Raw genomic sequence first — 2,288 nt, forward strand, 5'->3', positions numbered from 1 at the left:
GTGGTGCCCGGAGGCGGAATCGAACCACCGACACGAGGATTTTCAATCCTCTGCTCTACCGACTGAGCTATCCGGGCGACGAGGTGTATTAAAAGGCTTTTCGGCTTTCAGGTCAACAATAAAATTAAAATAAAATATCGTTTGATGAATTTGTGCTCGGAGTGGGCTGTTTTTATGCGTTTTTAGCAGCAATGCGCCATGCTTTAAGCGATGTTTTAACATTGATAGTGTGTTCACTTGCAAAATAAAGGCGATAAAAACAAAAAAGCACGTCTGAAAACGTGCTTTTTATTGAACAATTGACTTTAAACTAGTGCTTTACTGAGAACTTGTTTACCCAACCTTCTAGCTCATTCGCTAGTGAAGCTAAACTTTGAGTACTTGATTGACTCTCGGTTACGACAGAGTTGAGTTGGCCTCCGCTTTCCTCGATAAGGTTTATGCGTAGCGCAATATCATCGCTAACCTGCGTCTGCTCAGCGGCAGCAGTAGCGATCTGCTGGCTCATTGTGGTGATAGATTCTAACGCCGTTACAATTTGCTGTAGAGCTTCAGAGGCATTCTTAGACTCTGTAACAGTGCTTTCACTGGTTTCTGCACATATTTCCATTGTGTGAATGGCATTGCGAGAGCCTTCTTGCAGATTGGAGATCATATACTGAATCTCTCTTGTGCTGTCTTGTGTGCGTCCTGCTAGGTTGCGTACCTCATCAGCAACGACTGCGAAGCCTCGGCCTTGTTCTCCAGCACGTGCTGCTTCAATGGCTGCATTGAGTGCCAATAGGTTTGTTTGCTCTGCAATATCACCAATCACATCGAGCACTTTTACAATATTATTTACATCCTGATCTAGATCGGCGACCGCTTTACTCGCAGTATTTAATTGAGAAGCTAAACCTTGAATGTTTTCAACCGTGTTATGAATGAGTTTCTGAGTATGTTGGCTTTGTTTGTCAGCCTCGTCCGTATTGTTTGCGGTGTCGCTTGCTGAATTGGCAACATGGTTGGCTGAAGATGCCATTTCAGTCATCGCAGTGGCAATCATCGCCGTTGATTGCTGCTGAGATACGGTAAGATCGGCAATCGTATTTGATCGAGCTTCTACGGCAGACAACTCTGCGCGCAGTGCATGCATAGACTTCTCTAGGTTTGTCACCATGGTAGCTAGTGATTGACTCATATCTTGCACGGCACGATAGATACTTCCTCTCGGTGCCACAGTATCAAAACTGGTCTGAATGTCTCCTTGAGCGACAGCTTGAACTGCTTTACGCACGTCGTTAGGCTCTCCACCAAGTAGATGAAGCATTTTGCGAATCGAAATGATCAGGCCACTTAGAATACTTCCCGCGATAATCAGACACAGCACAAGCTGCCATTGTGCTGTCGACCAAAAACGTGCGTTAACTTCATTAAAGCCAATACCTGTACCGACAACCCAGCCCCAGTGTGGTGTTTTTTCTGCTATCGAGTGTTTTTCTTCAATGCTGCCATCAGCTTGTTTTTGGCTCCAGGTATATTCAATGATCTGACCTGTTTTGTGCCCCAATACATCTAGAATGAGTTGGCCTACGCTATTACCACTGCCATCTCTAAAGTCATGGAAGCTGGTTCCGTGCAGTTGAGGGTCTAGTGGTGCGGCGATGAACATCATATTTTCATCTGCGACATAAACGTATTCGTTGTCTTTGTAGATATTGTTACGAAGTAGGCGAGTGGCTAATGCTTTCGCTTCGTCTTCCGGCATTTTGCCTTCGATAGCCATCTTTTCTACTTCGGTAAGTATGCTGTACGCACTTTTAAATAGCTCAGTAACTCGAGCTTTGTTATCAAGGTTACTTGCGACGCGAAGTGTCCATAAGCCCGTTGCGGTCAGAGCTAGGAGAGCTAGCAATATGATCGCAGATAATAAATAGGCTTGAGTTTTTAGTTTCATATTTAGCTCACAAATAAAGTGTTATCACTATGCAAGGCATAGCTAAAAGAAGAAATGTAATAACTCGGGCATCTTAGTGAAGATAAATATGCTCGGATACTAATGCGTATTGAAATTACGATGAGGATTAAATTTTTAGCGTGAAATAAGTGTTTTTGAAGAAAGGATTTAATGTTCGCTGATGTTTAGAAATGAAGTGCAGATAAATGGGAAAGTGAGAAATGACGTATAAAGCAGATACAAAAAAGCCGCATCAAGTGATGCGGCTTTAAAAGTGGCTCCTCCTGCTGGGCTCGAACCAGCGACCTGCGGATTAACAGTCCGTCGCTCTACCAACTGAGCTAAGGAGGAA

The 2,288-nt window shown here is 43.9% G+C and carries 1 protein-coding gene and 2 tRNA genes; all 3 read right to left on the minus strand.

Translation table 11 applies throughout. The features are described from left to right. Nucleotide 1: 1 nt before the first annotated feature. Nucleotides 2-77: transfer RNA gene (locus R8N47_RS23275), tRNA-Phe, on the minus strand. A 233-nt stretch (nt 78-310) separates the two neighbouring features. Continuing rightward, nucleotides 311-1,936 carry a methyl-accepting chemotaxis protein gene (locus R8N47_RS23280; protein ID WP_064354312.1) on the minus strand — a complete coding sequence of 542 codons (1,626 nt, stop codon included), beginning with the start codon at nt 1,934-1,936 and terminating at the stop codon, nt 311-313. Between the two features lie 275 nt (nt 1,937-2,211). Continuing rightward, a tRNA-Asn gene (locus R8N47_RS23285) sits at nt 2,212-2,287 on the minus strand. Nucleotide 2,288 lies beyond the last annotated feature (1 nt).

The organism is Vibrio sp. 2132-1, assembly GCF_033344315.1.